The organism is Pseudomonas sp. GW823-FHT02C02, from assembly GCF_058797635.1.
In genome coordinates this window covers 93,002-118,007 of record NZ_JBXAJV010000016.1, presented here as the reverse complement: position 1 = coordinate 118,007, position 25,006 = coordinate 93,002, and the positions used below count along the sequence as shown (strand labels likewise).

Here is a 25,006-nt window from a genome sequence, read left to right as displayed (position 1 = left end):
TTATTGATCACGTTGAATATGCATCAGTAACTGGCGACTTGCGCCCCATTACCAGACGTCACCAACGCCTTCAACGACGCATCAAACTGCTTCAACGCATTTATCTGCACCGCATTTTGCTGGTCGATTTGCGCAGCAATTTCCGGGGCAGCTTTGCCATGCACCCACACCGAAGGCATCTGCTGCTCACGTGAGCCTTCAGCCTTGCCGATGTATTGCAGGTTCGAGTCGTAGAACTTGGCGAGGAATCGCGCTTCAACCTGGTTGTTGCGCTTGGACACCAGACGGTTGTAGGTGTCGAGCATCACCACCACATCGGGATGGGCTTGTACCAGGGCGTCGAGATTGTCGTAGACGGTCACCGAAGCAAATTGTTTTTGCAGCGACCCCATCAGCCAGTTGATCGCCCGCTTAGGATCGGAGCTGTTGACGAAGGCGCTGCTGATGCGCGAATCCAGCGCCGGGTTCTTCGCACCATTCAGCGCGACCGAATGGTACTGCTCAAGGTATTCGATCGTGTTGAGGGTGTTTTCGCTGTAGAGCACGCCCACCGACTGAGTGGGTTGCAAGCTCGCGGGGCTATCGCCCATCGGCAGGAAATGGCAGGACGGATCGGCCGCGTAGGCCGGCACGGTGGCGGCAATACTGCCGGTCAATACGGCGACAAGGGCCAGCAAGGTAGAGATTCTCATCGCGCAGGTTCCTTCAGAGGCGACTTTGGTATGACGCTATCCTCCTCTCATGACAAAAAAACAGAACTTGCATTCCTTGATGGTGATTATTGATTAAACGAATGGTTGCGTACCGAGGCGTCAGGCGTGACTCCCTAGGGTGAGAAGTGACGTCGAGTGGATATCTGCGTGAAGCCGATTATGCTTCAAGAACCTTGCAGCGATGCGAGGCGGTCAACCTGTGTGCATGCTTCGTGCAATCCGTAATCCGACGACATCAGCCCAAGGGCCTGGGTGCGGCAAAGAGGTAACAAGGTACTCCGGCCTATAACAAGAACGACGGAGAAGACTCATGGCCGCAATCGACAACATCTCCACGGGCAGCGCGCCCCAACGCGGTATAACCAAGGAGGAGCGCAAGGTCATTTTTGCCTCGTCCCTGGGCACCGTGTTCGAGTGGTACGACTTCTACCTTTACGGCTCCCTGGCCGCGATTATCGCCAAGCATTTCTTTGCCGGGGTCAATGAGACAACGTCCTTCATCTTCGCGCTGCTCGCGTTCGCTGCGGGTTTCGCGGTGCGTCCCTTCGGTGCCATCGTGTTCGGGCGCCTGGGTGACATGATCGGACGCAAGCACACGTTCCTCATCACCATTGTGATCATGGGTGTCTCCACCGCCGTCGTCGGTTTTCTACCCGGCTACGCGACCATTGGCGTGGCGGCGCCGATCATCCTGATCACCTTGCGCCTGTTGCAAGGCCTGGCGCTGGGCGGTGAGTACGGTGGCGCGGCGACCTACGTCGCGGAGCATGCGCCGAAAGGCAAACGCGGTTATTTCACCTCATGGATTCAAACCACCGCGACCCTGGGCCTGTTCCTTTCGCTGCTGGTGATCCTTGCTTGCCGGACGATCCTGGGCAACGAAGCTTTCGAGGCCTGGGGCTGGCGGATTCCGTTCCTGCTGTCGATCCTGCTGCTGATTGTGTCGGTGTACATCCGCTTGCAGCTCAGCGAATCACCGGTATTCGTGAAAATGAAGGCTGAGGGCAAGTCTTCCAAGGCGCCGCTGACCGAATCCTTCGCCCGCTGGGATAACCTGAAAATCGTGATCATGGCCCTGCTCGGCGGTACGGCCGGCCAAGCCGTCGTCTGGTACACCGGGCAGTTTTACGCGCTGTTCTTCCTGCTGCAGACACTGAAGATCGACGCGCAGACGGCTAACCTGCTGATTGCTGGCTCGCTGCTGATCGGCACGCCGTTCTTCGTCATCTTCGGCAGCCTGTCCGACCGTATCGGCCGCAAAGGCATCATCATGGCCGGCTGCATCCTCGCAGCATTGACCTACTTCCCGATCTTCCATGCGTTGACTCAGTACGGAAATCCCGACGTGTTCGTCGCGCAGGAGAAGAACCCGGTCACGGTGATCGCCGATCCCGACCAGTGCTCATTCCAGTTCGACCCGGTGGGCAAGGCCAAATTCACCAGTTCCTGCGACCTCGCCAAGACCGTGCTGGCGAAACGGGCCATTCCCTACAAGAACGAAAAGGCTGAACCGGGCACGGTCGCGCAGGTGCGCATCGGCGATAAAGTGCTTCAGAGTTTCGAGGGCACCGGCATGCCGGCCGCCGACTTCAAGGCCAAGAACGACGCGTTCACCGCCACTCTCGGCACCGCCCTCAAAGAAGCCGGTTACCCCGAGAAAGCCGACCCGGCCAAGACCAACTACCCGATGGTGCTGTTGCTTCTGACCATCCTCGTGATCTACGTGACCATGGTCTACGGTCCGATTGCCGCCTGGCTGGTGGAACTGTTCCCGGCGCGCATCCGCTACACCTCGATGTCGCTGCCCTACCACATCGGCAACGGCTGGTTCGGCGGCTTCCTGCCGACGGTGGCATTCGCCATGGTCGCGGCCACGGGTGATATCTACTACGGCCTCTGGTACCCGATTGTCATCGCCGTGATGACCGCCGTCCTGGGCATATTCTTCATGCCGGAAACCAAGGATCGGGAGATTCATCACACATAAAAACGGACACCTGCCCTCTCGTGAGCGAGAGGGCAGCCCTTTTAACTGCGCGCTGATGGATTAAATGCCGTCGCGGCTCAAAAACGAATTGAACCCCACGCCTCATCGTGTTTTCGAAACTCCATAAGCGCCGATCTTTGATCACGAGCAGCGCCATTGGAGAGGAATTCCCGATGAACCGTAGACTGCTGTTTCTGCTCGCCAGCCTGAGCCCCACGCTGGTATTCGCTGAAGGCTGTGACGTCCTGACCCGATCCCAAAGCCCTTCCGTTCCGGTGGTCGAGTCCCATAGTTGCTATGAGTACGAAGGCATGCCGGTAAATGCCATCGATTGGTCATGCAGCAACGAGAGCAAGGACATGCTCACCAGCACCAAGAAAAAAGTCGACCAGTGCGACGATCATTATCAGGCCTCCTGCATCGCGACCCTGACCCAGGAATCCCTGGCCAACCCTCACTCCACCAGCAAGGACAAGAACAGCAAGTCGCTGAACATCCCCGACAACGCCCAGGTCACCACGTATTACTACGGTGCGGAACACTTGGCCCAATCGAAGACTGATTGCGAATCGGGCGGTGGACACTGGAAAGCGAAATGATGCCACTGGCTGATACGTCGCCGTTACATCGCGCGATTCGCTGTATCCGCGGTGTTACCTTACCGACCGTGTTGTCACTTCTGCGGTGCCCGGCGGGCCAATAGAGTATTGGCTTCGGTGTGTTGGCCGGGTCGAGAACGTCTTGACCCGACTGTCCGCCGATCCCCCCATCACGGAAGAGGTGACACCATGAGTTTCGTAACCGTTGAAAAAAACCAGAGCAGCGCCCCGTCGGAAGCCGATATGAAAAAGGCCATGACTGAATCTGGCGGCAAACCCGGGGAAGTCACCGGGACCAATGCGGCCCGAAAGCTGACTTACACCGGCACGGTCAATCACACCGTATATGAGAACAAGCTGATCGAGATTGCCAAGGGCAAACGAACCAGCTGGAACTTCGTCTGGGCCGACGCGAAGGTGAGTAGCCCGACTGCATGAAGCCACGGTGGGGCGGTCGCACGGCCGCTCCGCTGTTTCAACTCACAGATTCCCTTGATACAACCCGGTTACGCAGGCTGTTACCTTGCTGGTTTAACCGCCCTCCCCGCTGTAACGCCAAGACACTTCGCCGCCCTGAATCCTGCGCCTACTGTGAAGCCGTCAATGTGTTTAGAGGGTGCTGCCCGATCACTTGTCGGATTCGCTGCCCGCTGCCCATTGATTGCCCAACACAACCAAGGAAGAGGAAAGCCATGAGTAAGTCGAGCGCTGTAAGCAAGCAAGCTCTGCAACTTCACAATGATGTGCAAGAGGCCCTCAAGTCGTTCCAGAGCATTGCCCCCACGGCTCTGAAAACGTCGGACTACTGCAAGGTGTTGACGTCAACCCTGGCAGCCACGCAAAAGTCCGTCACGATCGAGATCGCAGCCGATGACCTGACCCTTCTCAAGCAGTCAGGCTACAAGCTGTGCTTCGCCAAGAAAGTCGGCAACGAAGCCTATAACGTTGTCTGGCAGTCCTATGACAAGTACCTGAGCAACAACGGCTTCAGCTGGACCCCGCAATACCAACTGTTCGGGTCCAATACTTTTCAGGCTGACGTGACGGTGAAGGTGTCGACCAACATCGTCACGATCGGCCTGGGGCAACAATCGATACTTAGCCCGGAAGGCTTGCTGGGCCAGGCGGTAACCGGCGGCCCAGACATATCCATTACCCTGGATAACGAATACGGCCCGATCCACCCCGGCATCAACCAGTTGTCAGTCGGCATCGACGGCACGCAGGTCAGCACGCCGATCTACGTCGCCACCAAGCAGGTGGTCACCGGCAATATCGTTTTGACCCCTGTCGAGGCCATTCTCGTGTGGTTCGAACAGAACGTGCAGACCAGCACCATGTTCAGCACGTCGCGGTCCAAGGCCATCGAAATCGACCTGACTGTCGTTAACGATGCAACCCGTCGCTACGAAGACGGTGCATGGAAAACCGTGTAATCGTCGCACCGGGGGCAACCTCGCGGTTGCCCCTTCCTCTCAAGAAACATCACCGCTTCCCCGGGCGAAATAGCCCGTCAACGACCGACAGATGGACTCCGCCAGATCTTCCTGGGTCGCGATGCCGTAAGGTTGATTGCGATCGAACTGCTCGGACCAGCGGATCCGCCCCTGTGCGACATCAATCAGGCGCACCGATGCCCGGACTCGGCTCGGTTCCACCCGCACGCTGCCCTCAAGGGAATAGTTACCGCGCCCGGCACGCACAACGTCCAGTGCCTTGACACTGGAGCGTGACACTTTCATCAGCACGTGGTTGCCATGGCTTTGCGTCTGCTCGAACGACTCGAAAAGCCGGCAGCTCAATTCTTCAGACAAGCCCTTGGTGAAGTCATCGCCGTCACGAGTAATGCAGGTAAACGGCTGAATCTGCAAAACAGGATGACGCATCGAGATGGTTTTGGGTCTGATCCGCTGGTAAGCCAGCCGATAACAACCGGCCGGAATGCTCAGGCGTACCGGGTCTTGCTGCCCGAGGGTGGCGTAATGGATCGCGAGTTTACGCCGCAACCGGCCCACCTGCACGCGCACCACCGGATCGTCTCCGGTGCAATAAACAGCCGGGTCACGGCGAAACACGGCGATGCCGATGGCATGCTCGGTGAGTGGGATAGTGGAAAACTGAAGATCGTGATCGACCAGGAAACGCAGCAAACTGCCCATGCGCCTGGACTTGGCAAACACCGGACTGGCCAGCAACAGCGCCAGCACCCGCTCTATCTCTTCGTGATCGAGTGGCTCGTGAACGCCCTCGGCACTTGAATGGCCTACGTGCTTGATTACCATTGCCTGCCTCCGTGCAGGTTACCGACAATCGCTCGCCACCCCTGTAGAAGTGGATATTGATACTGAAGTCGTACTCCATGGCCACGCTCAACGCCCGATCCCGTAAAGGCTCGGACGCTGCAACGTCGAAGCTTAGCAGTGGTTACGCAATGGCGAAGATATTGTGCTGATCGCGGCGTTTGCCCGGGTAATCAGCAGCAACGCGTGGTGCATTGCTTGCCGCCGTAGCGGGCTTCCTGACGCTCACGAAGAAACGCCGAATGGCTCATCACCGGTTCTTCGGGGTGTTTGAGCGCCATCTGGGCGACATAGTTGTCGTAATCAGGGACGCCGACCATCAAACGCGCGCTCTGGCTGAGGAAGCGGGCGGCTTGCTGCAGTTTACGGATCATGGCAACGCTCTCATTGTGAGGGGGGACAGGGCCATGAAAGCGCACTTTTGTATCTGGAATGTGTCGACGCTCGACCGGACGTAAATCAGTACCTGTAGGAGCCAGGCTTGCCGGCGAAGGCGCCCTCAGGTACGCCTTCGCCGGCAAGCCTGGCTCCTACAGGTTCCGGCTCTGATCCGTAGTCTTGTGCAGCTTCTGCCCCTGTACCAAAACCACCCCTCGTCCAACAATGAGCGAAACACGGCCACAGTTTGTTAATATCCACGCGCTTTTTTCGTCTGACTCATCAGGCGCTACAGATTTCCCGTCGCAACACAGGAATGCTTTTCCATGAGTACGTTGTTTACCCGCCGCACGGTCCTGCGCGGTATGGGCTTGTTGAGTCTTGGCCTGCTCGCCGGCTGCGATGACAGCTCCAGGCTGTCGTTCAAGTACGGCAAGGACCTCAGCGACAAGATCATGGGGCGTACCTTCAAGCTCAAAGACGCCCAGGGCGAAACGAAGATGCTCACCAGTTATCGCGGCCTGATGCCGATGGTGTTCTTCGGTTTCACCCAATGCCCGGCGGTCTGCCCCACGACCCTGGCCCGCGCGGCACAGGCCAAGAAACTGATGGGCCGAGACGGCGAGAAGCTGCAGGTGATCTTCATCACCCTCGACCCGGAACGCGACACGCCGCAAATGCTCGACGCCTACGTCAAGACGTTCGACCCGAGCTTCGAGGCGCTGCACGGCACGCTGGAAGAAACCGCCGCCACCGCCAAGGAGTTCGGCGTGTTCTTCGAAAAGATCCCGAGCGGTTCGACCTACACCCTTTCCCACACCGCGACCAGCTACGTCTTCGACTCCCGGGGCAACTTGCGCCTGGGGCTGTCCGCGTCCCTTACGGCTCAAGAGTGCGCAGAAGACCTGCTCACCGTCATGGAAGTCTGCTGATGAATTCGATCCACGCCAACACCGCATTCTCGCGACGCGTCAAACAACTGGTCCTGGGGTGCGCCCTGATCGGCATGGCCTGGCAGGTATCGGCGCAAACCAGAGTGGACGACGCCTGGGTCCGCGCGACCGTTGCCGGCCAGCCATCGACCGGCGCCTTCATGACCCTGCAAGCCGACAGCGACAGCAAGCTGCTCAGCGTGCAATCGCCTGTCGCCAAAACCGTACAGATTCACCAATCCAGCATGAAAGATGATGTGATGAGCATGCGTCAGGTCGAGTCTGTCGAGCTGCCGGCCGGCAAACCGGTGAACTTTGATCCCCACGGCTATCACGTGATGCTGATGGACCTGACGGCGCAGGTGAAGGAAGGCGATAAAGTCCCGCTGATCCTGACCGTGGAAAACGCCAAGGGCGAGAAAGAGACGATTAAAGTGGAAGCCGAGGGCCGGGCACTCGGCATGGCTGATCACAGCAAGATGCATTAACGGTCGGGGTTTCTCGGGGCGAGCGGCTCTTATTTGACGAGTCGCTTCTCCTTGGAAGGCCGGTAGCCGAAATACGAGCTGTAGCACTTGCTGAAATGGCTCGGCGACACAAAGCCACACGCCACCAGCACGTCCACCTGGGACAGCTCCGTATGCTGGAGCAGCCGCCGAGCTTCGGTAATCCTCAGTTCCATGTAATACCGTTGCGGTGTCGTGCCCAGTTGCTCCTTGAACAACCGTTCGAGCTGTCGACGAGAACGACCCGCGTAGACCGCCAGTTGCTCCAGCTCCAACGGCTCTTCGAGGTTGGCGTCCATCAGCTTCACCACCTCGCGCAACGGCGCGCTCACACAGACATTTTCCGTAGGCTTGATGCGCCGGTAGCGCGACTCCTCGAACGCCAGGATGTCCTCGATCCCCTCGACAAGCGCTTTGCCGTAAAGGCCTTTGATCCAGTCCAGCGCCATGTGGAAGGCCCCGGACGGGCTCGAAGCCGTCAGCCGGTCTCGATCAATGATGTAGGGCTCGCTGCTGACCTGCGTGGCCTTGCAGAAATCCGCCAGCGCCGGGCGATGCTCCGGGTGAATCGCACAACGGTAACCGTCCAGCAGACCGGCCTTCCCCAAAAACCATGCACCATTCCACAGCCCGGCCAGGCTGACGCCCTGGTCCGACGCCGTGCGCAACAGACTGATCAAGCCTTCGCTGGCCTTGAGTTCTGTCCGGTAGCCACCGCAGATCACCAGCAGGTCCAGCGCTTTGACCGCTGCGCAATCGATACGGGCATCGGGCCGAATGACCAGGCCCAGATCGCTGACGACCTCGCCATCGTTCAAACCAAAGGTGCGAGAAGAGAACGAGTCGGGTCGTAGCAGATTGGCCGTGACCACCGTATCCAGCGCCTGGGTAAACGCCGGCAGCGAGAAATGTTCGAGCAGCAGAAAGCCTGCGCGGACCGTTTGCCGGGTCCCATCAGGGTGTTCATTGAGATAGCGAAGGTTTTTGCCCTTCATGCCTCCGCTGAATTGGCGTCGTTCGATCAATGCTCGATCCACTCCATTACATTACCCAACCGGTTGTATGGTGCGCTGATAAAGCGCCATGTTAACCCGTGGCGCCTCTTCGGCGTATCCACCCGAGCGCCAGAAGGCGCTCTGCCTCAGTTATTTATACTCAAATGCCAGCTTAATAATATTTTACCGATACCAGGGTCATCCCTAGTCTTGAGCCCAAGAAATGGCGGGTCGTTCGCGACCTCACTCCAACTTCGAAGGGTATTGAGATGACCACCGAAAAAATAAAAACAGATACGCTGATTGTTGGCGCCGGTCAGGCTGGCGTGGCCATGAGTGAACACTTGAGCAAACTCGGGGTGCCGCACCTGGTGCTGGAGCGCAGCCGCATTGCCGAGCGTTGGCGCACCGGGCGCTGGGATTCGCTGGTGGCCAATGGTCCGGCGTGGCATGACCGGTTCCCGGGTCTTGATTTCGACGACCTCAGCCCCGACGAATTTGCCCCGAAAGAACGCGTCGCCGATTACTTCGAAGCCTACGCCAGGAAATTCAACGCGCCGATCCGCACCGGCGTCGATGTGCTGAAAGTCGAGCGCAATGTCGGTCGCCCGGGCTTCACCATTGAAACCTCTGAAGGCGTGATCGAGGCCAACCGCGTGGTGGCGGCCACCGGGCCTTTCCAGCGGCCGGTCATTCCGCCGATTGCGCCGAAAGATCAGCCTTTCATGCAGATCCACTCGGCCGACTACCGCAACCCGGCGCAACTGCCTGAAGGCGCGGTGCTGGTGGTCGGCGCGGGTTCGTCCGGCGTGCAGATTGCCGATGAATTGCAGCGTGCGGGGAAGAAGGTTTACCTCTCCGTCGGCGCCCACGACCGCCCTCCTCGCGCTTACCGCAACCGTGATTTCTGCTGGTGGCTGGGTGTGCTGGGCGAGTGGGATCAGGCGGCGATGAAACCGGGACGGGAGCACGTGACCATCGCGGTCAGCGGTGCCCATGGCGGGCGCACGGTGGACTTCCGTGGACTCGCCCATCGCGGCATGACGCTGGTGGGTCTGACTCAATCGTTCAACGGTAGCGTAGCGACGTTCCAGCCAAACCTGGCGGACAACCTGGCGCGTGGCGATGAGAATTATCTGGCGCTGCTGAATGCCGCCGACGCTTATATCGAACGCAACGGCCTGGACCTGCCGGAAGAACCTGAAGCCCGCCACGTGTTCCCGGATCCCGAATGCGTGACCCACCCGATTCTTGAACTCGACCTGACCAGGGCCGGCGTGACTTCGATCATCTGGGCCACCGGCTTTGCCACGGATTACAGCTGGCTCAAGGTCGATGCCTTCGACGACAACGGCAAGCCCCAGCATCAGCGCGGCGTGTCGAGCGAGGCTGGCGTGTATTTCCTCGGCCTGCCGTGGCAGTCCCGTCGCGGCTCGTCGTTCATCTGGGGTGTCTGGCATGACGCCAAGTACGTGGCAGATCACATCGCCATCCAGCGCTCTTACCTCGACTACCACGATGCGGCGCAGCGCGAGGCTGAACAGGCCCCGGCCGCCCTCAAAACCACGGTCAGTGCCTAAGCCTTTTTCTGTCAGGAGCTAAAAATGTCCACGCCAACCCATACCCGTATTCGCATGTTCAACACCAAGGAAACCTACCCGAACCAGAGCCTGGACAATGACCTGTGCCAGGCGGTCCGGGCCGGCAATACCGTTTATGTTCGCGGCCAGGTCGGAACGGATTTCGAGGGCCGGCTGGTGGGTCTGGGTGACCCGCGTGCGCAGGCCGAGCAGGCCATGCGCAACGTCAAGCAGTTGCTGGAAGAGGCAGGCAGCGACCTCAGCCACATTGTGAAAACCACGACTTATCTGATTGACCCGCGGTATCGCGAGCCGGTGTATCAGGAAGTGGGCAAGTGGCTCAAAGGCGTGTTTCCGATTTCGACCGGGCTGGTGGTGTCGGCGCTGGGGCAGCCGCAGTGGCTGATGGAGATTGATGTGATTGCGGTGATTCCTGAGTAAGTCGTTAGACCGAGTCGCGGCCTTCGCGAGCAGGCCCGCTCCCACAGGGAAATCCTCAGTGGCCGCGGATTTGTGTACGACACAGATCCAACTGTGGGAGCGAGCCTGCTCGCGAAGAGGCCCGCCCAGACACCACCTTCTCCAAGGCAAACCAAGGAGCTAAACCCATGACTTTCTCCATCGCCGCCCGATGCCCCGAAACCGGTCAGTTCGGCATTGCGATCAGTTCCTCCAGCATCGCCGTCGGCTCCCGTTGCCCCTGGCTGTTGCCGGGTGTCGGCGCCGTCTCCACACAAAACATCACCTTGCCGTTGTTAGGCCCGGAAGTGCTGGCCATGATGGAACAAGGCCTGGCGCCGGCCGAGGCGCTGGACAAAGTCCTGACCCGCAACGGCTACAGCCAATACCGCCAGATTACCGCCATCGACCACCTCGGCCAGACCGCGCATTTCAGCGGCGCGCAAACCTTGGGCAACCACAACGCCGTGTCCGGTGAACAATGCGTCGCCGCCGGCAACATGCTTGCCGACCGTTCGGTCATTGAGGCCATGGTCCAAGCGTTCGAACACGGCGAAGGACAACTCGCCGACCGCTTGCTCGCTGCCATGAAAGCGGCCATCGCCGCCGGTGGCGAAGCCGGGCCGGTGCATTCGGCGGCGATGGTGGTGGTCGGCGAACTGACCTGGCCGATCATCAACCTGCGGGTCGATTGGGCGGACGAAAATCCCATCGGCCAGCTGGAAAAACTCTGGGACGCTTATCGCCCGCAAGTTCAGGACTACATCGACCGTGCCCTCGCCCCTGACAAGTCCCCCGGCTACGGCGTCGCCGGAGACGACCGATGAGCAGCAGCCGTGATTTGCTGGAAACCCTGGTGGCGTTCGATACCACCAGCCGCGAATCCAACCTGCACCTGATCGAGTTCATCCGCGACTACCTCGAGGGTTTCGATGTGCCTTGCGAGCTGATCTACAACGAGCAGCGCAGCAAGGCCAATCTGTTCGCGACCATTGGCCCGGCGGATCGGCCGGGCATCGTGCTGTCGGGGCACACCGACGTGGTGCCCGTCGACGGCCAGCCGTGGACTGTTGCGCCGTTTGAACTCACCGAGCGCGACGGCAAACTGTTCGGACGCGGCACGGCGGACATGAAAGGCTACATCGCTTGTGTTCTCGCCCTCGTTCCGTCGCTGGTGAACGCCCGGTTGCGGCTGCCGGTGCACATCGCGCTTTCATACGATGAAGAGGTCGGCTGCCTCGGCGTGCGTTCGTTGCTGGCGGAGTTGGAACAGCTACCGGTCAAACCGATGCTGTGCATTATCGGCGAGCCGACCGAACTCAAGCCGGTGCTCGGGCATAAAGGCAAACTGGCGATGCGCTGCGATGTCCACGGTGAAGCGTGCCACTCCGCCTACGCGCCGCTGGGGGTCAATGCCATCGAATACGCCGCCGAACTGATCGGTGAGCTGGGGCGGATCGGCAACCGACTCAAAGCCCCCGAGCATCACGATGCGCGGTTCGATCCGCCGTTCAGCACTGTGCAAACCGGGGTGATTTGCGGTGGCAAGGCCTTGAACATCGTCCCCGCCGATTGCCGCTTCGACTTCGAAATCCGCGCGTTGCCCTCGTTTGATCCGAGTGAAGTTGCACAGGCGTTGAAGGCCTTTGCCGAGCAACAGGTGTTGCCGCGCATGCGTGCCGTGAGTGAACAGAGCGAGATTCGATTCAGCCAGTTGTCGGCGTATCCGGGATTGGCGACTGATGCACACAGCGAAGCGGCCGAGTTGATCGCCAGGTTCTGCGGCTCCCGAGCGTTCGGCACCGTGGCCTTCGGCACCGAGGGCGGCCTGTTCGATGCCGCCGGCATTCCCACCGTCGTCTGCGGCCCCGGCAGCATGGACCAGGGCCATAAACCCGACGAATTCGTCAGCCTCGAACAACTCACTGCCTGCGACGCCATGTTGCAACGGATGCTGCTATCGATCACTGAATAACAAAGATTCCGAACACCCAAAAAAACCCTGTGGGGGCTAGCCCGCCAGCGATAGCGATCTGACAACCAAATCAATGTTGACTGTCAAATCGCTATCGCTGGCGGGCTAGCTCCCACAGGGTTTTGCGGTGACCAAACGACCTACTTTTTTTAACGTCTATACCCACAATCTTACTAATTTATCTATCCGCCCCCACCGCACATCATCACTCCAACAAGAAAAGCGTCGCCCCCGTGCGGCGCTCACCGAAGTACGTCCACGTACTCAAATTGCCTTGGAGTCCGTCATGGTTACCACCGCAACAACCGCCGCCCCGCTCATCGAAAAACACACCATCGGTTACGTGCCGCCCGAAGATCGCCACGGCAAGACCCGTGACCTGTTCACCCTCTGGTTCGGCGGCAACATCGCCCCGCTGCCCATCGTCACCGGCGCCCTCGGCGTGCAGATGTTCCACCTCAACCTGGTGTGGGGCATCGTCGCCATCCTCGTTGGCCACCTGGTCGGCGGCGTGCTGATGGCGCTGCACTCGGCGCAAGGCCCACAGATGGGCATTCCGCAAATGATCCAGAGCCGCGCCCAGTTCGGCTCCCTCGGCGCCCTGCTGGTGGTGCTGATCGCCGGCATCATGTATATCGGCTTCTTCGCTTCCAACATCGTTCTTGCCGGCAAATCCCTGCACGGCGTGGTCGACAGCGTCCCGGTGCCGGTCGGCATCGTCATCGGCGCCCTCGGTTCCGGCATCATCGGCATCATCGGCTACCGGTTCATCCACGTACTCAACCGCATCGGCACCTGGGTGCTGGGCGCCGGCATCGTGCTTGGTTTCGGCTACATCTTCACCCACGTGCAGACCGCCGATTTCCTCACCCGTGGCAGCTTCAACATCTCCGGCTGGCTGGCCACCGTCTCCCTCGCCGCGCTCTGGCAAATCGCCTTTGCCCCCTACGTCTCCGACTACTCGCGCTACCTGCCGGCGAGCGTGCCGGTGGCCGCTACGTTCTGGACCACTTACCTGGGCACCGTTCTCGGCTCCAGCCTCTCGTTCATCTTCGGCGCCGTCGCCGTCCTCGCCACGCCCGTAGGCATGGACACCATGGACGCGGTCAAACTCGCCACCGGCTCCATCGGCCCGTTGATGCTCGTGCTGTTCCTGCTCAGCGTCATCAGCCACAACGCCCTCAACCTCTACGGCGCCGTGCTGTCGGTCATCACCCTGGTGCAGACCTTCGCCTACCGCTGGATCCCGACCGCCAAAAGCCGCGCCGTCCTCTCCCTCATCATCCTCGCCGCGTGCTGCTTCGCCGCCGTCGGCGCCTCCGCCAACTTCATCGGTCACTTCGTCGATATGGTACTGGTGCTGCTCGTGGTGCTGGTGCCGTGGACCGCGATCAACCTGATCGATTTCTACGCGATTCACAAAGGTCAGTACGACATCGATTCGATCTTCAAGGTCGATGGCGGGATCTATGGACGCTACAACCCGCAAGCGTTGCTGGCGTATGCGATCGGGATCGCGGTGCAGATTCCGTTCATGAACACGCCGCTGTACGTTGGGCCAATCTCCGAACACATCAACGGCGCTGACCTGTCCTGGCTGGTCGGCCTGCTCATCACCTCACCGCTCTACTACTGGCTGGCCAACCGCGACAGCGCCTACAAACGCCGCCTCTCCACCGGAAAACTCGCCAACTCGATCTAATGAACCCCCGCAATCCCTGCAGGAGCGAGCCTGCTCGCGATGAGGCCCTGACAGTCAAAGCAGATTTGACTGACAGATCACCCTTCGCGAGCAACCCAGCACAAGCCTCCACCAAAATTTAATGAACCCTGCCCACCACGGCTCACCTAACAGAAGGACTATCTGGAGGGTGACTCATGCAAATCGAAACAATCTGGATCGTGCTGACAGCCGTTCTGTTGCTGGTCGAGCTATGGGCAATCAACCGAGTGCGCAAAGCCGAAGGCAAATCGACCAACAAACTCTTGTGGATCGTGGTAATCGTGTTTGTGCCGCTGATTGGGGTGGTGGCGTGGGCATTGGCTGGACCGAAACACACCGACCACAATCCGCATTCACCCCAGGCCCGGCAATGAAGTCGGGAGGGTTTGCGATAACCCGCTTCTGATCGACAGGGGCGGGCCCACGGACGGCCGCTCGCCATACCCGGTAACTCACACTGACAACACTGAGACGCACGTACTTGACGCCTCACGCCATTAAGTGGGAAAACGTGCACGGCCCAAATGGAAGCGTTGGCGCACTTCAAGAATCAAGGAAGACGCATGAAAACCCTGGTGTGTTTGCTGATCGCCACCGGCGTCGGCACCGTGTTGCAATACGCCGGCATCCCCCACGGCCTGTTGTTGGGCTCGATACTCGCGAGCGCGTTGATCGCCAGCAATCTGCGATTTTCCCCCACCCTGCCCTTCGGCCTTGGCTATGTGCAAATCGTGCTGGGGATTGCGACCGGCCTGATGTTTACCTCGTGGGACAACCACACCGTGGCGGCCATGTTGCCCAGCCTCGGCTTCATGCTGCTGTGCCTGATGGCCCAGAGTTCCGTGGCCGGTTTCTGGTTGTTCAGAGTCTCGGGCTGGAACCTCAAGGACTCGCTGTTATCCGTGTACCCCGGCGCACTCGCCGCCGTCTTCGACTTGATCGAGTCTGAACGCGCGTCCAGCAAAGTGATCGTCGTGCACCTGGTCCGCCTGTTGTCGATCACCTTGCTGGTCAGTTTTTGCGTTCCCGGACATGTCGACGTGGCGCTGGCCCAGAGCAGCCCGCTGGACGTGAGTACGGCGCTGACCCTGCTGTCGCTGATCGCCTTGTGCCTGCTGCTCGGTCGCGTGCTGTTGAGCGTCGGCGTGCCAGCGCCGTTCATGCTCACCGCCATCGTGCTCACCGCCGTCTGCATCAAGCTGGGCTACCTCCAGACATTCCACCTGCCGCAGTGGAGCGTCGACTCCGCCTCCGTGCTGATCGGCGTGCTGATTGGCTCGAAATTCAAGGACATCACCTTCGCCGAGCTGGTCCGCCATGGCCGCGCCGGGCTGCTCGCCGTCGGCCTCATGTTGCTGATCGCCGCCGCGTTTGCCGGTGTAGCCGGGCAGTTGCTGGGCAGCGATCCGCTGTCGTTGTGGCTGGCCTACATGCCGGGGGCCATTGAAACCATTGCCATCGTCGCGTTCAGTGGCGGGCTGAATGTGGTGTTCATCCTGACGCATCATTTGGTGCGGATGGTCGTGCTGCACTTTGCCCCGGCGCTGATTGTGCAGGCGCGGCGCTGGCGGGCGGAGTGATTGCCGAACACAAATCGCAAACACCTCCCGATGTGGAGGCGTTTTGCTTTTTGCTGCCGGGAGGAAGGGACTAAACGGGAGAGATGGTGGCCAGGGCACCAATCAAAATGGTTAACACCAGAAATCCACCGAGGAAAATTGCCATCTTGCCCATGGGGCCTCCTACATTATGAGTTTACGGTGCAGTGACTGCGCGACTGCGGACCGTGCTGTCATTGTGAGCGTGAGGGTGGGTGCATGACAGAGGCAGATGGCGAAGGAAAATACGGATCAGATGCTGGACGTGTAGCCGCTGCCGAGCAGCGCGAGGCCTGTGGGACGACCCCATCCAATGTGGGAGCGAGCCTGCTCGCGATGGCGGATTTATATTCAACAGAGATGTTGCCTGACCCACCGCCATCGCGAGCAGGCTCACTCCTACAGGGGGCAGCGGCGATAACAATACCTGTGGGACGACACCATCCAATGTGGGAGCGAGCCTGCTCGCGATGGCGGATTTACATTCAATAGAAATGTTGGCTGATCCACTGCCATCGCGAGCAGGCTCACTCCTACAGGGAGCAGCGGCGATAACAATACCTGTGGGACGACCTCATCCAATGCTGCGCTGCGCGGCGATAGACAGCGTCGGCATTGCGCAGATGCCGATGTCGCTGGTGCATGACTTTATCGAGCGCGGGCAGCTGGTGGTGGTGTTGCCTGATTGGGCACCGCGGACCGAGATGATTTATGCGGTGTTTGCGAGCCGGCAAGGGATGCTGCCGTCGATGCGGATGTTGATTGATTTCATGGTGGAGCAATTCAGGTTGCTGGATGATCCGGCGCGGGGGATGCGCGGGAGTCCGTTGGTTTGATAAGGCCAAATGCTGGACCTTGCAGCTGAGGTGCCAGACGCCCGCTTTTCCACTGCTATGCTGATAGCATCAGTTTCTGCGGTCGAGACGAGTAGCATGGCAGCACAAGGCAAGCATTCCTCGTTCACGCCCAAGGCTATGGCATTCCTGGCTGGCATTTTCGTTGTCGCTTGGGTGGCCATAACGTCGCTCGAAACTTATTTCGACCTGACATTGTTGGCCGATACCACGAGCTGGCTGCTACGTTTGGGGGATTGGCTTTTGCTAGAAACGCCAATGCCGAATTGGTCGTTGCTGGTGATTATCGCGATTTTCATCAGCACTCTGTCTGTAGCGATTTACTACGTCCGCATCCCTGATGGAACTGACGGCGAGTTACACGAGATAGAGCGAAAGGTTTACAAAAAAAACAACCCTCAGTTTCCAAAATTGACCGATAACCAAACGCTGCTGATGGAAGTTTTGGCCTATCATGCGAACTTCAGAAAAGTTGCAAACTTGAACTCGGTTTGCAAACTTGTCTCCCTCAGCACGTTAGAAGTTGAAGCCGGCCTAAAGCAACTCCAGGCTAAACGTCTGGTGACGCAAAAAGTGACCCGCGGTACGTTTGGCGCCACCATTTTTGAACTGACCTTGGCAGGTAAGGATTATGCGTTGGAGCGATTTGACCTTACGTAACAGTGATGTCTAAGGCGGCGAAAGAAACCGCGCAATATAGTGAAGATGTTCCATTCAATCCTTCAACTGCCCTACCCCATGCTCATTACCAGCTACCTGTGAGTGCTCCCGAAAAAGGCGCTAGATTGGCCGAGTTTCGCGAGTCCACAACAACGAAGTCATCGTCATTGGCGTGCATCTTGTGAAATCTCAGTGGGATAAATTGATCCTGGCGAGGAGACAAGGGTGAAGGCGATCTAGCCCCATCAGCATGACTTAAGCAAGATAAGACGAGCATTGCCATCGATATCAAGCCCCGAAAAGTTCGGGGCTTGATAGGCTCAGACGACATCAAGACTTACGTCCTCCACCTCCGCTCATCCCATCATCATTGCGCCCCGTTCCAGACGACTTGTCGCGGTCATCGGCGAAATTGCCACCGCGTCCGCTTCCTTGCCCGCCGCTGGACGATTGATCAGCCTTGTTAGGCTGCTGTCCGCCGGAGGCCTGGCCGCCTTTTTGGCCTGGTTTGGACATGTTTTCCTTATCGTCGGCAAATTCCCCTCCGCGATTGGTACCCTGCCCACCTCCGGACATGCGGTCTTTATCGCGCGATGGTTGTCCGCCGGAAGCTTGACCTCCTTTTTGACCGGCTTCAGACGCGCGTTGTGGATCGTTGGCAAAGTTTCCGCCAGACGCTTCTCCGCCTTTCTTGCCTGCTTCTGAAGCCTTGTCGGGATCATTGGAAAAATTGCCTGGATTATTATTTCCTGTATTGGCCATTTTGTTCACCTCTACATCGTTGGCACGAGCATGGGCCCGTACAATTCGGAGGACACGCTAAAGGGAAAGTTTGAACGGAAATACGGGGCTCGCGACGAGCGGATTCGGGCGTTTGGTTCCATTGGAAACGGCGACCAGTCGACTGACGGCTGTCCCATTCGTCGGTGTCACCTTACGGCGGTTTTTCGCCCTGAATAAGCGATGTTTACTAGACTCAATAGCGCTTGGAAGCCCTCCCCCGCATCGCACCCAGGAGGTCAATCAATGACTGAACACATCGTGCATTTTCATTGCCAGATCGACCAGGCAACGACCGAGCGCTTCAGGGATTGCTGCCTTGAAGCCATCGATCAGGGTGCCACCTCCCTTCTCCTGAACCTGTCCACTTGCGGGGGCAGCACCAATTTTGGCTTCACGCTCTACACGTTCCTGAAGTCCTTGCCCGTACCGCTTTGCGCAATCAACGCCGGCAATATCGAGTCGATGGGCATCATCATGTTTCTGGCGGCAGGCCGGCGCATCACATCGCCTCACGCACGCTTTCTGATTCACCCGATGAACTGGTACTTCAGCCAAAAATCCGTCGACCATCAACGGCTGAGGGAATACCTGTCCAGTCTCGACAATGACCTTGCGCGCTACGTGCAAATCTTCATGCTCGAAACCGCTGACGCAGCGACCAAACTCGACATTTTTCATTGCTTGTCTGCGGAGGAAAAGGTCATCGCCGCCCATGAATCGCTGGCTTATGGTATTGCTCATGAGATGAAGCAGATGGTGTTTGCTGATAACGTCAAACACTGGAAGGTCAGTGGTGGATGATCAATCTTAGTCTTGGCGCCAAAATCCGAGTTCCGCACGCCCAGAACATGGCGGTTCTCTGCAAAACCGCCTACGCTTCTTGCATGAATCCCCAGTCCGTTGCTGAGTGATCAGTATTGGGCTGGAGCGATCTGATTGCCTTTGACCGCCCGTTCCTTGCCAATCCGGACCTGCACGCGCATATCGCCAACAACTCGCCTCTCAATCCGGTCGACCCGCGGTTCACGTTCTTCCATTGAGGAAGATGATTATGTATCGGCCAAGCACGGTTCCTTATCAGGAGCATCGAGGGTTCAGGCGAACGTTCACTCCGGGTCATTTGAGCCTGGGATTGTTCTTTCCTTTGGAGGCCTTCGATGGGGACACTCCGAGCATGCTCAACCAGGTCGAATTGGCCAAGCGAGCAGAGGCACTGGGCTTCTCCGCGCTCTGGTTTCGCGACGTGCCTCTTCGGGACCCTGGTTTCGGCGATGTTGGCCAAGTCTTCGACCCCTGGGTTTACCTGGGCTATATGGCCGCTCATACGTCGGAGATAGCGCTAGGCACCGCATCCATCGCCATCCCTTTACACCATCCTCTGCACACGGCCAAGGCATCAGCCAGCGTCGATCAGTTGAGCGCAGGTCGATTGATTCTTGGGGTAGCCTCCGGCGATCGCCCAGTGGAGTTTTCGGCCTTTGACGTCGATCCCGAAAGGCGCGGAGAAATCTTTCGAGAGCACTACGAAGTGATTCGCCGAGCCCACAGCACAAGCTTTGAACCCATCCGCTGGAGCGGTGGTGAGCTGCAGGGCGCAGACCTCATTCCGAAACCCACGACCCAAGTTATTCCAATGCTCGTGACCGGGAATAGTCGCCAGTCACTGGATTGGATCGCGCGCGAAAGCACCGGATGGATCAACTATCCACGCCAACCGAAAATGCAGCGACTGATTGTGGAAGATTGGCGGCTGGAGGTCATGAAGCAATGTGGTTCAGTCTATAAGCCCTTCACTCAGTCGCTTTACATCGACCTCGATGAGAACCCGTCCACGCCGCCCACTCGCATTCATTTGGGGTTCAAACTTGGACACTACCATCTCCGGTTTTTGCTGGAGTCGCTTGAGGAAATCGGGGTGGACCACGTTATCCTGAATCTCAAGTACGGAAAGCGCCCTGCTGCGCAAGTCATTGAGGAGCTGGGCGCTCACCTCGTTCCGCAATTCGGAGTAAAGCCGCGCCCTGGAGCAAATTGATACGCCGGCCGCGTCCACGCCCGGCCGAGGTGGTGCGGTTCAGCAGGTTGAATGATCAAGCCGATACCTGCTCAAGGAATATCAGTTGCAACGGCTCTTTCAGCAGGTCATCTGCCGTCGCGGCAAAGCGCTGAAAGTAAGGCATCGAAAAATGCGCATCCAGCGCCGCCTGATCCCTGAAAGCCTCGCGCATGTAAAACGTGCCCTGCTCATCACGCAACTCGAACAACACATAGTCGAGATTGCCCGGCTCTGCGCGGGTCGGCTCTACCAGCGCCAGCAATTCCTGTTTCAATGCCAGTTCTTTGCCTGCCTTGGCCTTGAGCACGGCAATCGATACCAACACGTTACTGGACGTATTCATCGTCAACGCTCCAACATTAAAGATTGGCTAGTGATGCCGCAGGTGGTTCAGCGGCCCCGCCTGATGAGTAAAATCAGAAACCTTCGAGAACGATTTTGCCCCGGGCCTTGCCGCTCTCGACCAGCGCATGGGCACGACGCATGTTGGCCGCATTAATCGCACCGAAGTGCTCGCCCACAGTGGTCTGCAGAACACCTTGGTCAATCAGAGCGCTGACCCGATTGAGCAGGTGATGCTGGTTGATCATGTCCGGGGTTTCGTACAGGGACCGGGTGAACATCAGCTCCCAATGCAACGACAGCGACTTACGCTTGAGCGGCATCACGTCGAGGCTTTCGGGATCGTCAATCACACTCAGGCGCCCTTGCGGCTTGAGCACGTCAATCAGTTGTGCAAAGTGCTGTTCGGTGTGAGTCAGGCTGGCGACATAGTCGATCTCCGCCACGCCGAGCGCTTGCAACTGTGCGAGCAGTGGCTGGCTGTGATCAATCACGTGATGCGCGCCCAACTGCCGCACCCAATCAGCGGTTTCCTGGCGTGAGGCGGTACCGATGACGGTAAGGCGGGTCAACTGTCGGGCCAGTTGCACCAGCATCGAACCGACGCCGCCAGCCGCTCCAGTGATCAACAGGCACTTGCCCTCCCCCGAACCCTCGACGACACCGAGTCGGTCAAACAACAATTCCCAGGCAGTGATTGAGGTCAACGGCAACGCGGCCGCATCGGCTGCACTCAATGAACGAGGCTTGTGCCCGACGATCCGCTCATCGACCAAATGGAATTCGCTGTAGCTGCCGGTGCGGGCAATCGAGCCTGCATAGAACACTTCATCACCCGGCTGAAACAGCGTCACCTCAGAGCCGACCTCGCGGACAATGCCTGTGGCATCCCAGCCGAGGATTTTCGGTTCTTTTGTGAAAGTTCCGGCGCGCACCTTGGTATCGACCGGATTCACTGATACCGCGCGAACTTCGACCAGCAGATCCCGTGGGCCAGGCCTGGGCACCGGGAGGCTGATGTCGATCAATGCGTGTGGATTGTCGATGGGCAGGGCGTGTTGGGTAAAGGTGATGGCTTTCATGGAAACTCGCTGTCTGAAGGGTTGATGCGCTCACTTGCAGCCATCTTCGACTTCCCATGTACAAAGAAAAACAAGCAGAATGCGCCAACACTTTCACTGCAGGAGTGAAAATGATCCGCATCGATGATCTTGGTTTATTTATCCGCAGTGCCGCGCTGGGCAGTTTCACCGCAGCGGCGCTGGAGGCTGATCTACTGCCTGGTCAGGTAGCCGCCGCCATCAAACGTCTTGAACGCGAACTGGACGTGCGCCTGTTCGCCCGTACCACTCGCAGCCTGCGATTGACTGCCGAGGGCGAGCAATATCTGCCCACCGCCCACTCAGTGCTTGAGACCCTGAAGCAAGGCGAGGAAAACCTGCGTGGTGAGAACGCCACGCTGCGGGGCGTACTGCAAGTGACAGCGCCATCCGATCTGGGGCGCAACATACTGCTGCCGTGGTTGACGCTGTTCCGCCGTCAGCATCCGGAATTGACGTTGCGTTTTTTCCTGTCGGACCAGATGGCCAATCTGTTTCGCGACCCGGTGGACGTGGCGATTCGATACGGCCCGAATGAAGATGCCAACTACGTGGCACTGCCGCTTGCGCCGTGGAACCAGCGGGTGCTGGTGGCCTCGCCGGAGTATGTGCAACGCTGCGGTTCTCCCCAAACACCGGATGACTTGAGCAAGCATGCCTGCCTGCTCTATCTGCAAAATGGCCGGGTCTACGACAAGTGGAACCTGGGCGGACAAACCGTGCAGGTTTCGGGGCCACTGTTCAGCGATGACGCCGATGTCGTGCGGCGCTGGTCATTGGAAGGTGAAGGTATCGCCAACAAATCCTGGCTGGATGTCAGTGCAGATGTCGCCGCAGAGCGTCTGCTTGTGCTGCTGCCGGATTATCCTGGCGAAGCTTCGCCGTTGAGTCTGGTGTGCCCGCATCGCAAGCAGATCAGCCCTGCGGTTTCTCAGCTTTATACGTGGTTGAGTAGCCAGTTTTCTGCTCTGGAGCGCAGTTGAGCCGACACTGTGACTGATGCTCACCGAGCCTCCCGCGCCTCAGGGTTCGGCGGCTCGATGCGCTCAATATTTCCCAGCACCAACGCTCGCCCGGCAAACAGCCCGCCCGATGTTTCCAAGGCAAAACGTTCGGCATCGCGTTTGCGCACTTCGTCGATCACCGCGTCGGCTTCGTGCTCCGACGCCCCCAGAGTCACCACGGCCTGACGGCCGAGCAGCAGGGCGGCCTCAAAGGTTTCCCGCACTATGTAGTCGGCGTCGTGTTTGACCAATTCCAGCGCATGTTCGCGGTCAAAAGCGCGTACCACCAATTTCACCTGCGGGCAGAAGTGCCGCGTACTTTCGACAATGCGAGTCGCGGCTTTTTTATCGTCCACACAAACAATGATGGCGCGAGCGTGATGGGCGCCAGCGGCGTGCAATATTTCATGGCGGGCGCCATCGCCGTAATAGACCTTGAAACCATAGGGTGTCACGGCGCGGATGACCTCTGGATTTATATCGATGATGGAAATTTTCGCTCCCTGAGCGAGCGGCGCTTGGCAGGCAATCTGCCCCACACGGCCAAAACCGATGATGAGTACATTGCAGCGCAGATTCTGTGCGGCTTCCACACCGTCCAGGGAAACGGTCCGCGCGTGAGCAAACCGTTTGTACAACAATAAAGTCACCGGCGTTATGACCATGGAGAGCACCACAATAGCCGTCATATTGGCGTTGACTTCAGGACTGATGGCCCTGAGTTTGAGCGCTTGGGCAAACAGCACAAAAGCAAATTCGCCCCCCTGCGCCATCAGCAAGGCGCGATCCAGCGCGTCGTCATGACCGCTTTTCGCGAGGCGCGCGACCGCATAAATACACAGCGCCTTGACCACCATCAGCGCCAGCACGCCGGAGATGATGAGCTTCCAGGCCTCGGCCACCAATTGCAGATCCAGCGACATGCCGACGCCGAGGAAAAACAGCCCCAGCAGCAGGCCGCGAAACGGCTCGATGTCGGCCTCCAACTGGTGGCGGAAAGTGGATTCGGACAGCAACACACCGGCCGCGAAAGCCCCCATCGCCATTGAAAGACCGCCGAGTTCCATCAGCAACGCTGCGCCCAACACAACCAGCAGCGCAGCGGCAGTCATTACCTCGCGCGCTTTGACTTGGGCCAATACCCGAAACAGGGGATTGAGCAGCCACAACCCGATGGCCACCAATGCACCCAAGGACAGCGCTGCGATACCTATGCGTTGCCAAAGTGGAGACGTGGGTCCATTCGCCAACTCCGTGGGCGCCAGAAATGCCACCACCGCCAGCAAAGGGGCTATCAACAGGTCTTCAAACAGCAAAATGGACACGACGTGCTGCCCTCTCGGCTCGGTAATGTCACCGCGTTCCGAGAGAACTTGCATAACCAGAGCCGTGGAGGTGAGTACAAAACCCGCTGCGCAGACAAATGACACCTGCCAAGAGAATCCGAAAGCCATGCCGACAAAAGTGAGCAGACATGCACTGACCACCACCTGCAGGCTGCCCAACCCAAAGATCTGCCTACGCAGGTCCCATAGGTGAGAGGGTTTCATCTCCAAGCCAATCACAAAAAGAAACATGACCACGCCCAACTCGGCCACCTCAAGGATGGTGTGGGGGTCATTGAAAAGTTGCAGTCCGAAGGGGCCAATGATCAGGCCCGCCGCCAGGTAACCGACCACTGAGCCGAGCCCGATGCGTTTGAACAGCGGCACTACCAGCACGGCGGCGGCAAGCAAAATGACGACGCCCAATAATTGTTCTGCATTGCCTTCAACGGCCATAGCATTGACCCTCATCCCACATCAGGACCGGTAATGCGTCCACGGCCAGGCGTGTTGAGCAGAGCTTTCAAGCTGAGCGCTCAGTTCCGCAAATTCTTCAGGACTAAGCACCAGATCCGGAGCGTTCACCAAGAATTGTAGCTATTCATCCTTATCACTTTCTCGTAAGTCATCCTTATCACGCTCTCGTAAGAGCCAGCAGACGATGCCGAGTACCAGGGTGGCAAATCCTAGTGCGGCAATGGTGAGCGCAGGAGTAGCGGCAGAATCGAGAATAACGAACTTCCGGCTGAGCGCCAGCAGGGCGATCAACAGCACTGTGCGAACCTGAACGATGCTGTTGCGTCTTAAGGCGGGGCGCACAATCGAATGCTTGAACTCCAGGGCTATCAGCACGGTGAAGATTGAGCCAAAGAGGGCCTGGAAAACATCGTGGTCCAGAGGATCAATCGCACCACTGATCAACAACGGCACGACCCTGCGACAGAGCTGCAGTAGCGCCATCATAATCACAGACGCGATGATGAGACTGAGCGCAAGAACAACCAATTGTTCGAAACGTTCGTAAGCACTCATCAGCGCCCACTGAAGTCTGAAATTTTTCAGCGTCGAGTTGCGCTCACGCCTTTCAGAATCAGGCTTTGACACGATAACCCTCCACACTTGCGTCTTCAGTCTGCC

General features: G+C 58.5%; 26 protein-coding genes and 1 pseudogene. 18 read left to right on the top strand and 9 right to left on the bottom strand.

The genetic code is table 11. The features are described 5' to 3' along the window. Positions 1 to 23: 23 nt before the first annotated feature. Positions 24 to 692, bottom strand: a complete 669-nt coding sequence (locus AC1ROI_RS25310) for an ATPase (RefSeq protein WP_102595582.1) — start codon at positions 690 to 692, stop codon at positions 24 to 26. Between the two features lie 331 nt (positions 693 to 1,023). Here AC1ROI_RS25310 and AC1ROI_RS25305 point away from each other — a divergent pair, with 331 nt between their 5' ends. The 4 genes from AC1ROI_RS25305 (at position 1,024) to AC1ROI_RS25290 (ending at position 4,735) form a co-directional block, all read left to right on the top strand. Then, positions 1,024 to 2,700, top strand: a complete 1,677-nt coding sequence (locus tag AC1ROI_RS25305; RefSeq protein ID WP_102595583.1) for an MFS transporter — start codon at positions 1,024 to 1,026, stop codon at positions 2,698 to 2,700. Positions 2,701 to 2,873: 173 nt separating this feature from the next. Next, on the top strand, positions 2,874 to 3,299 hold the full coding sequence (locus tag AC1ROI_RS25300; RefSeq protein ID WP_077750125.1) for a hypothetical protein: 426 nt from the start codon (positions 2,874 to 2,876) through the stop codon (positions 3,297 to 3,299). A 189-nt stretch (positions 3,300 to 3,488) separates the two neighbouring features. Continuing rightward, a complete protein-coding gene (locus AC1ROI_RS25295; RefSeq protein WP_010459515.1) occupies positions 3,489 to 3,737 on the top strand; it encodes a hypothetical protein in 249 nt (82 codons plus the stop codon). A 254-nt stretch (positions 3,738 to 3,991) separates the two neighbouring features. Further along, positions 3,992 to 4,735 carry a hypothetical protein gene (locus tag AC1ROI_RS25290; protein WP_077750124.1) on the top strand — a complete coding sequence of 248 codons (744 nt, stop codon included), beginning with the start codon at positions 3,992 to 3,994 and terminating at the stop codon, positions 4,733 to 4,735. A gap of 39 nt (positions 4,736 to 4,774) precedes the next feature. On the opposite strand, the gene AC1ROI_RS25285 is transcribed toward AC1ROI_RS25290, so the two are convergent. Together AC1ROI_RS25285 and AC1ROI_RS25280 are read right to left on the bottom strand one after the other, a co-directional pair. Beyond that, positions 4,775 to 5,581 (bottom strand): hypothetical protein, encoded by an 807-nt coding sequence (locus AC1ROI_RS25285; protein WP_102595584.1) that lies wholly within the window; start codon positions 5,579 to 5,581, stop codon positions 4,775 to 4,777. Between the two features lie 191 nt (positions 5,582 to 5,772). Beyond that, positions 5,773 to 5,973: a YbdD/YjiX family protein gene (locus tag AC1ROI_RS25280; RefSeq protein ID WP_010459510.1), complete on the bottom strand. Its 201-nt coding sequence runs from the start codon at positions 5,971 to 5,973 to the stop codon at positions 5,773 to 5,775. Positions 5,974 to 6,303: 330 nt separating this feature from the next. On the opposite strand from AC1ROI_RS25280, the gene AC1ROI_RS25275 reads away from it, so the two are divergent. Then, positions 6,304 to 6,909, top strand: coding sequence for an SCO family protein (locus tag AC1ROI_RS25275; RefSeq protein ID WP_010459508.1), 606 nt, complete (start codon positions 6,304 to 6,306; stop codon positions 6,907 to 6,909). Beyond that, the gene (locus AC1ROI_RS25270; protein ID WP_102595585.1) at positions 6,909 to 7,397 is read left to right on the top strand and encodes a copper chaperone PCu(A)C; all 489 of its coding nucleotides are present in this window, start codon (positions 6,909 to 6,911) and stop codon (positions 7,395 to 7,397) included. The genes AC1ROI_RS25275 and AC1ROI_RS25270 overlap by 1 nt, the downstream gene beginning before the upstream one ends. A 29-nt stretch (positions 7,398 to 7,426) precedes the next feature. On the opposite strand, the gene AC1ROI_RS25265 is transcribed toward AC1ROI_RS25270, so the two are convergent. Further along, the gene (locus AC1ROI_RS25265; RefSeq protein ID WP_077750153.1) at positions 7,427 to 8,410 is read right to left on the bottom strand and encodes a GlxA family transcriptional regulator; all 984 of its coding nucleotides are present in this window, start codon (positions 8,408 to 8,410) and stop codon (positions 7,427 to 7,429) included. 269 nt (positions 8,411 to 8,679) lie between these two features. On the opposite strand from AC1ROI_RS25265, the gene AC1ROI_RS25260 reads away from it, so the two are divergent. The 9 genes from AC1ROI_RS25260 (at position 8,680) to AC1ROI_RS25220 (ending at position 17,259) form a co-directional block, all read left to right on the top strand. Next, the gene (locus AC1ROI_RS25260) at positions 8,680 to 9,990 is read left to right on the top strand and encodes a flavin-containing monooxygenase (protein ID WP_077750122.1); all 1,311 of its coding nucleotides are present in this window, start codon (positions 8,680 to 8,682) and stop codon (positions 9,988 to 9,990) included. A 24-nt stretch (positions 9,991 to 10,014) separates the two neighbouring features. Beyond that, a complete protein-coding gene (locus tag AC1ROI_RS25255; RefSeq protein WP_017338215.1) occupies positions 10,015 to 10,431 on the top strand; it encodes a RidA family protein in 417 nt (138 codons plus the stop codon). A 167-nt stretch (positions 10,432 to 10,598) separates the two neighbouring features. Next, entirely contained in the window at positions 10,599 to 11,276 is a 678-nt protein-coding gene (locus AC1ROI_RS25250) for a DUF1028 domain-containing protein (protein WP_102595586.1), read from the top strand. Further along, positions 11,273 to 12,424 carry an acetylornithine deacetylase gene (argE, locus tag AC1ROI_RS25245; RefSeq protein ID WP_102595587.1) on the top strand — a complete coding sequence of 384 codons (1,152 nt, stop codon included), beginning with the start codon at positions 11,273 to 11,275 and terminating at the stop codon, positions 12,422 to 12,424. The genes AC1ROI_RS25250 and argE overlap by 4 nt, the downstream gene beginning before the upstream one ends. A 286-nt stretch (positions 12,425 to 12,710) precedes the next feature. Further along, complete coding sequence (locus tag AC1ROI_RS25240; RefSeq protein ID WP_010459493.1) at positions 12,711 to 14,126, top strand: purine-cytosine permease family protein; 1,416 nt, start codon at positions 12,711 to 12,713, stop codon at positions 14,124 to 14,126. A gap of 176 nt (positions 14,127 to 14,302) precedes the next feature. Further along, positions 14,303 to 14,521: a PLD nuclease N-terminal domain-containing protein gene (locus AC1ROI_RS25235; protein ID WP_010459492.1), complete on the top strand. Its 219-nt coding sequence runs from the start codon at positions 14,303 to 14,305 to the stop codon at positions 14,519 to 14,521. A 189-nt stretch (positions 14,522 to 14,710) separates the two neighbouring features. Beyond that, entirely contained in the window at positions 14,711 to 15,727 is a 1,017-nt protein-coding gene (locus AC1ROI_RS25230) for an AbrB family transcriptional regulator (RefSeq protein ID WP_102593890.1), read from the top strand. A gap of 599 nt (positions 15,728 to 16,326) precedes the next feature. Then, complete coding sequence (locus AC1ROI_RS25225; RefSeq protein ID WP_224795519.1) at positions 16,327 to 16,581, top strand: LysR substrate-binding domain-containing protein; 255 nt, start codon at positions 16,327 to 16,329, stop codon at positions 16,579 to 16,581. Between the two features lie 96 nt (positions 16,582 to 16,677). Further along, positions 16,678 to 17,259 carry a hypothetical protein gene (locus AC1ROI_RS25220; protein WP_102593896.1) on the top strand — a complete coding sequence of 194 codons (582 nt, stop codon included), beginning with the start codon at positions 16,678 to 16,680 and terminating at the stop codon, positions 17,257 to 17,259. 600 nt (positions 17,260 to 17,859) lie between these two features. On the opposite strand, the pseudogene AC1ROI_RS25215 reads toward AC1ROI_RS25220, so the two are convergent. Continuing rightward, positions 17,860 to 18,021: pseudogene (locus tag AC1ROI_RS25215) on the bottom strand (con-10 family general stress protein); the annotation flags it as partial. Positions 18,022 to 18,285: 264 nt separating this feature from the next. On the opposite strand from AC1ROI_RS25215, the gene AC1ROI_RS25210 reads away from it, so the two are divergent. Then, positions 18,286 to 18,843: an ATP-dependent Clp protease proteolytic subunit gene (locus AC1ROI_RS25210; RefSeq protein ID WP_010459465.1), complete on the top strand. Its 558-nt coding sequence runs from the start codon at positions 18,286 to 18,288 to the stop codon at positions 18,841 to 18,843. A gap of 250 nt (positions 18,844 to 19,093) precedes the next feature. After that, positions 19,094 to 20,077: an LLM class oxidoreductase gene (locus AC1ROI_RS25205; RefSeq protein WP_102593895.1), complete on the top strand. Its 984-nt coding sequence runs from the start codon at positions 19,094 to 19,096 to the stop codon at positions 20,075 to 20,077. 55 nt (positions 20,078 to 20,132) lie between these two features. Here the strand turns inward: AC1ROI_RS25205 and AC1ROI_RS25200 are convergent, their stop codons facing one another. Both AC1ROI_RS25200 and AC1ROI_RS25195 read right to left on the bottom strand, forming a co-directional pair. After that, positions 20,133 to 20,441, bottom strand: coding sequence for a putative quinol monooxygenase (locus AC1ROI_RS25200; protein ID WP_102593886.1), 309 nt, complete (start codon positions 20,439 to 20,441; stop codon positions 20,133 to 20,135). A 73-nt stretch (positions 20,442 to 20,514) separates the two neighbouring features. Next, positions 20,515 to 21,522 carry a zinc-binding alcohol dehydrogenase family protein gene (locus tag AC1ROI_RS25195; RefSeq protein WP_102593885.1) on the bottom strand — a complete coding sequence of 336 codons (1,008 nt, stop codon included), beginning with the start codon at positions 21,520 to 21,522 and terminating at the stop codon, positions 20,515 to 20,517. Between the two features lie 110 nt (positions 21,523 to 21,632). Here AC1ROI_RS25195 and AC1ROI_RS25190 point away from each other — a divergent pair, with 110 nt between their 5' ends. Then, positions 21,633 to 22,523: a LysR family transcriptional regulator gene (locus tag AC1ROI_RS25190; protein WP_010459455.1), complete on the top strand. Its 891-nt coding sequence runs from the start codon at positions 21,633 to 21,635 to the stop codon at positions 22,521 to 22,523. 20 nt (positions 22,524 to 22,543) lie between these two features. Here the strand turns inward: AC1ROI_RS25190 and AC1ROI_RS25185 are convergent, their stop codons facing one another. Together AC1ROI_RS25185 and AC1ROI_RS25180 are read right to left on the bottom strand one after the other, a co-directional pair. After that, complete coding sequence (locus AC1ROI_RS25185; protein WP_102593884.1) at positions 22,544 to 24,325, bottom strand: monovalent cation:proton antiporter-2 (CPA2) family protein; 1,782 nt, start codon at positions 24,323 to 24,325, stop codon at positions 22,544 to 22,546. Positions 24,326 to 24,466: 141 nt separating this feature from the next. Continuing rightward, the gene (locus AC1ROI_RS25180; RefSeq protein WP_049870760.1) at positions 24,467 to 24,901 is read right to left on the bottom strand and encodes a phosphate-starvation-inducible PsiE family protein; all 435 of its coding nucleotides are present in this window, start codon (positions 24,899 to 24,901) and stop codon (positions 24,467 to 24,469) included. Between the last annotated feature and the right edge of the window lie 105 nt (positions 24,902 to 25,006).